The sequence below is a fragment of the Variovorax sp. P1_H12_2 genome (assembly GCF_056405335.1).
This window is the reverse complement of record NZ_JBFUCI010000419.1, coordinates 1-5,445: the sequence shown is the minus strand read 5'-3', so window position 1 is coordinate 5,445 and position 5,445 is coordinate 1. Positions and strand designations below refer to the sequence as shown.

The window sequence follows — 5,445 nt, the reverse complement described above, 5'->3', positions numbered from 1 at the left end:
GCGCAGCGCTTCGGCCTTGGCGCGCTGCTCGTCGGTCATGTCCAGGCCGATGACCGTTCCCGTCGGCCCGGTGATGAGGCTCGCGATGAAGGTGTCCATGCCCGAGCCGCTGCCCAGATCCAGCACACGCGCGCCCTCCATGTCGTCGAGGAAGTGGAAGAAGTAGCCGACTCCGGCGAAGGAGTCGATGGCCTCGGCCGGGATGCGGTCCAGGTCGGCCGGCCGGTAGCCGAGGCGCTCGGCCAGCGCGCGTCCCATCTCGAAATGGAACTCACCGTGCGGGTTCTGCGCCACGTCGCGGTACATCGACTGGATCTTGGATTCCAGCTCGTTGCGATTGACTTCAGCAGACATGATGGCCTCCGATCGAAGTGAGGGTCAGAACAACGGCGCCGCCGGCGCCTCCTTAAGCATGCGGATCACAGCCATCTCCTGACCTTGCTGCGATACGCCGTATAGCGATCCCCGAAGATCTCCGCCAGCGCCTGCTCTTCGGGGGGGATCTGAAACCGGGCGATGAACAGGACGAAGGCGGCGAGCGGGGCGAGACCGATGAGGTTTTCGATCCACACCGCGATGCCCGCGAACATCACGGCGTCGCCGACGTACATGGGGTTGCGGGACAGCGAGTACACGCCCGAAGTCACCAGCTCGGTGGCCTTCTGTGGCTGCGTTGGATCGGGCGTCGTGCCCATGACCGCAAACGACCTGAGGCTCACACCAACGATGGCCACGCCGAGCACGACGAGGGCGATACCGATCGCGGTTTGATGGGCAAACGGGTACCTGCCGATCGTGACACTGCGACTGTTCCACCACATGGCGATCACAGCGACTTGCAAACGCGACAGGGGGTGACATCCAGCGGTTCATGATGGTCCGCCCAACTCCTTCGCGGCCCGTTGCCGCGCGATGCGCAAGCCAGAGCGCGGCAGGTCGGTGAGCACGATGTCACAGTCGGACAGAGTCGCCAGGAAGAGCGCGGGCTATCCCACGAGATGCAGTCTGCTCCTGCGGACGTGATACCGCAACCCCCCTAGCTGGAACACACAGACCAGGGCAGCTCTGCGGTGGCACCACATAGTTGACGCTCCTGGAAGTCCGGTCCAGGCCCGAAAAACCTGGCGCCGGAGTTCGTCGTGACCAAAATCTCTTCAGGGTAAGGGCCGAATTCCTTTGATGCCTTCACGTCGGTGCTCGATTGGCTGAGGAGCTAAACCCACCTTTCCCTTGCCCCTTCGCGCCGGCTCTGTCGGCAGCATGTCCGACGCGCATGCCCGGGCACCAAGCAGGATTGGCGGCTGCCCCGGCCAACGGACAGTCCCGAAGGATCGTACGGCGGCGAGCGTGCTGCATGTCGATTCCCCACCTACAATTATTTGTCCGGGGCGGATTCAACGCGAACCTTTGCGCTGCCGCGAGGCGGCCATCGCGGCTGCCCCGGCAACCCGTTCGGCCAGGTTTCAGGCAGATCGGCAGTGCATCGTGGTCCGGCCGAAGCAGGCCGTGGATGACGGTCCAAAGGAGCATGATCGATGCGGTCGCCAGGGAGATTCGGCACGCGCCTGAGAGGAATTTCAGTCGGGGTCGCGGCCGTCATCGTGGCTCTATTCGTCGTCGGCCGCATCACCGGCGTGCTGATTGACTGGCTGTGGTTTTCCTCGGTCGGCTATGTCGGCGTTTTCTGGACGATCTTTGTCACCCGGGTGCTTCTGTTCGTCGCCGTCTTCGCTACTTCGGTGGGCGCGATAGGGGTGTCGGGTTGGCTGGCGCACCGCTATGCGAGCCAGTCCGGCAGCTGGAAGGTGGTGGGGCCGGCATTTCAGCCGGGCGGGCCGGAGGGGTTGAGCGAACTGGTCGGGGAAGTCGCGCCGCATGTTCCCTGGCGCGCAGCCATCGCCGGTGTCGCCGTCCTGCTGGGCTTGTTCATCGCCGTCGGCGAAGCCGCGGGCTGGGACATCGCGCTTCGCTACCTCGAGCAGGTACCCTTCGGCAAGACCGACCCGATTTTTGGCGAGGACATCGGCTTCTACCTCTTCTCGCTGCCGGCCTATCTCGCGCTCCGCAACTGGCTGCTGCTGCTGCTGGTCTGCAGCGCAGCCATCGCCGCAGTGGTGTACGGGATGCGCGGCGACATCACGTTCATCCAGCCGCCGCGCGCGCTTTCGCCAGCGGCCGCCACCCACGGTTTGGCGCTGCTCGGCTTGTTTTTCCTGCTGCAGGCCTGGACTTACTGGCTCGACCGCTTCCTGCTGCTCTACGGTGACAACGGCGTCGTGGTGGGCGCCAGCTATACCGATGTCCACGTCGGGCTGCCGGTCCTGTGGCCGCTGATCGGACTTGCCGCTGCCGCGGCGGTCGCGTCGTGGGCCACTATGCGCTCGCGGGACTTGCGAATTCCGGCGGCCTCGGCGCTGATCGTGTTCGGCAGCGCATTCGTGCTCACCCTGATCTACCCGGCGCTGTTCCTGCGCTTCTATGTCAAACCGAACGAGCTGCAGTTGGAGACGTCCTATATCGCCCACAATATTGCGCTGACGCGGGACGCCTATGGTCTGACGCAGATCGCGGTCAAGCCGTTCCGGGCCGAGCAGAACCTGACTCTCGCCACGCTCCAGGCCAACCGCCCGACCATCGACAACATCCGCCTGTGGGATCTGCAGCCGTTACGGGATACGTATGCGCAGTTGCAGGAGATCAGGACCTATTACAAATTCCTCGCGACGGACATCGACCGCTACCGGCTCGACGCCGGTTATCAGCAGGTGATGCTTTCGGCGCGGGAACTGGAGCCGTCCTTGCTGCCGGCAAATGCCCAGACCTGGGTGAACCTGCATCTCCTGTTCACCCACGGCAATGGCATCGTGATGTCGCCGGTCACGGAAAAATCCGCTGAAGGCTTGCCTACCCTCTACCTGAAGGATATTCCGCCTGTCTCCAACGGTGGCCCGATCGTCCAGGAGCCGCGCCTGTATTTCGGCAAAGGCGGCAAGGGGTACGTGATCGTCAACGGCAGCGTGCCCGAATTCGACTACCCCAAGGGCGACCAGAACGTCTATTCGAGCTACGGCGGACGCGACGGTGTCGCCATCGGCAGCATGGCGCTACGGGCCCTCTTTGCCTGGCAATTCGACGATCCCAACATCCTGCTGACCGGCTACATCACGCCCGCAAGCCGGATCCTGCTCCATCGCAACATCCAGGACCGGGTGCGCACGATCGCCCCGTTCCTCCGTCTGGACCATGACCCCTACATCGTCGCGAGCGGCGGGCGGCTTTACTGGATCCAGGATGCCTACACCACCAGCCGCTGGTACCCCTATTCCCAGCCGGGTACCGAAGAGGGCGACAACTACATCCGCAACGCGGTCAAGGTGGTGATCGATGCGTACAACGGGACTGCCGACTTCTACGTGAGTGATCCTGCCGATCCCATCGTGCGGACGTACCAGCGCATTTTCCCGGGCCTGTTCAAGCCGCTGGGCGCGATGCCGCAGGACCTGCAGCAGCATATCCGCTACCCGGAGGACCTGTTCCTGATCCAGGCGCAGGTCTACCGCGCCTACCACATGGAAGCGCCGGAAGTCTTCTACAACCGCGAGGATCTCTGGCAGTTCCCGCGCAAACAGGCCGACATTGAGGCGGGGAACGCCCCCGGCATGCCGATGACGCCTTACTACATGATCGTACGGCTGCCCTCGGAGCCGCACGCCGAGTTTGTCCTCATGCTGCCGATGGTGCCCAGCCGGCGCGAGAACATGGTCGCGTGGTTGGCGGCACGTTGCGATCCACCGGACTACGGCAAGCTCGTCGTCTACGCGTTCCCGAAGGACAAGCTGGTCTACGGGCCGTTCCAGATCGAGGCGCGCATCCAGCAGAACACCGAGATCTCCCAGCAGATTTCGCTGTGGAACCAGATGGGTTCGCGCGTCATCCGCGGCCACCTCCAGGTCGTGCCCATCGAAAGCTCGGTTCTCTATGTCTCTCCGCTGTACCTGCGCTCGGAGTCCGGCCAATTGCCCGAGTTGAAACGGGTGATCGCGGCCTATGGCGACCACGTGGTGATGGAGGAGACCCTGGGCGCCGCCCTGGGGGCCCTCTTCAAGGAAGCTGCGCCGTCGGCAACGCCGCCGCAGGGCACGGCGGACGCCCGCGCCCGCGAGGCACTGGCCCACTATGACCGCGCCATCGAGCGCCTGAAGGCGGGCGACTGGAACGGCTTCGGCGTCGAACTCGATGCCCTGCGGCCGCTGCTCGAGGCGCTCGGTGCTGGGCGTTCCGAAGAACGGAAATAACGATTGGGGCCCGCTATCATCAGGGCGCTCTTTGGTTGGTCCGACGACGAGCAGGGTTTCGCCCCATCCGGGTCCAGGTACTTGCGACCGAACGCACTGGCGACCGAAGCGCGGTGGGAAGTTTTGGATTCGTGGAGCAATATCACTTCAACAACGAAGCCGCCGGCGTCGAGGGATGGGTCGCCAAGCCCTTCCTTCTACGAGGACCTGGAAATCGCCCAGAAGGAGGCGCTGCTGGGCATCCGATGGGCTGCGAGCGAAGATGGATTTATCGCGGTCGAACCCGCGGTCTAAACGCTGCTTCCGGCGGACATCGTGGCACGGTTCATCAAATAGCGTCGGTTGGCTCTGTTCTGGCGTGCCAATATAGGCCGCAGGCCGCCAAGTTGGACCGCACGGTTGCGCGGTTTACATTACGTTAGGCCGCACATGCTTCACATGACGCGCGTAGCGTCAGTGAGCACTCGATCTACCAACCTCTGAGCCTCATCGGATACAGCCATGAACTACTCCGCAATCGAACTGAACATCGACAACCGAGTCGCCCTTATTCGGCTGAACCGTCCGAGCGATGGCAACGCCGTGACCGTTGAACTGGCAACTGAACTGCTCGATGCCATCACCCGCTGCGACGACGATCCATCGATTCGTGCGGTCGTTCTCACCGGCGCGGGAACAATGTTCTGCGTAGGCGGCGACCTGAAAGAGTTCTCACGTCAAGGTGCGAATGCTGGTCGGTACACGAAAGATGTCACCCACGCTTTTCACGCCGCTATCTCTCGCATGAACAGGATGGATACACCTGTTCTCGCTGCGATCAATGGTACCGCGGCGGGCGCCGGTTTCAGCCTTGCGCTTGCAACCGATCTGGCGGTTGCTGCTGAGTCAGCACGCTTCACTATGGCTTACACGCGCGCGGGTCTTTCACCCGACGGGAGTTCAACCTACTTTCTCGCCCGGCACATAGGATTGCGGCGCGCAAAGGAGATGGCGCTGCTGAATCCAGTGCTGAGCGCTCAGCAGGCCATGGACTGGGGATTGGTCAACCGCATCGCGTCCAATGGAGATGTGCTTGGTACCACGATGGGACTGGCCAAAGAACTGGCACTCGGCGCGCACTCCGCTCAGGGCGAGGCGAAGCGCCTCATAC

The 5,445-nt window shown here is 63.3% G+C and carries 4 protein-coding genes; 2 read left to right on the top strand and 2 right to left on the bottom strand.

Annotated elements, in window-relative coordinates:
- Positions 1-354, bottom strand: a 354-nt coding sequence (locus AC1D2K_RS28895) for a methyltransferase domain-containing protein (RefSeq protein WP_478093115.1), incomplete at its 3' end; no start/stop codon positions are given.
- A 65-nt stretch (positions 355-419) separates the two neighbouring features.
- Positions 420-821, bottom strand: a complete 402-nt coding sequence (locus tag AC1D2K_RS28890; protein ID WP_478093117.1) for a methyltransferase family protein — start codon at positions 819-821, stop codon at positions 420-422.
- A 714-nt stretch (positions 822-1,535) separates the two neighbouring features.
- Between AC1D2K_RS28890 and AC1D2K_RS28885 the strand changes: the two genes are divergently transcribed.
- A complete protein-coding gene (locus AC1D2K_RS28885; RefSeq protein ID WP_478093113.1) occupies positions 1,536-4,295 on the top strand; it encodes a UPF0182 family membrane protein in 2,760 nt (919 codons plus the stop codon).
- A 501-nt stretch (positions 4,296-4,796) separates the two neighbouring features.
- Positions 4,797-5,445 (top strand): enoyl-CoA hydratase/isomerase family protein (locus tag AC1D2K_RS28880; RefSeq protein WP_478093112.1); only part of this gene is annotated, 649 nt, incomplete at its 3' end.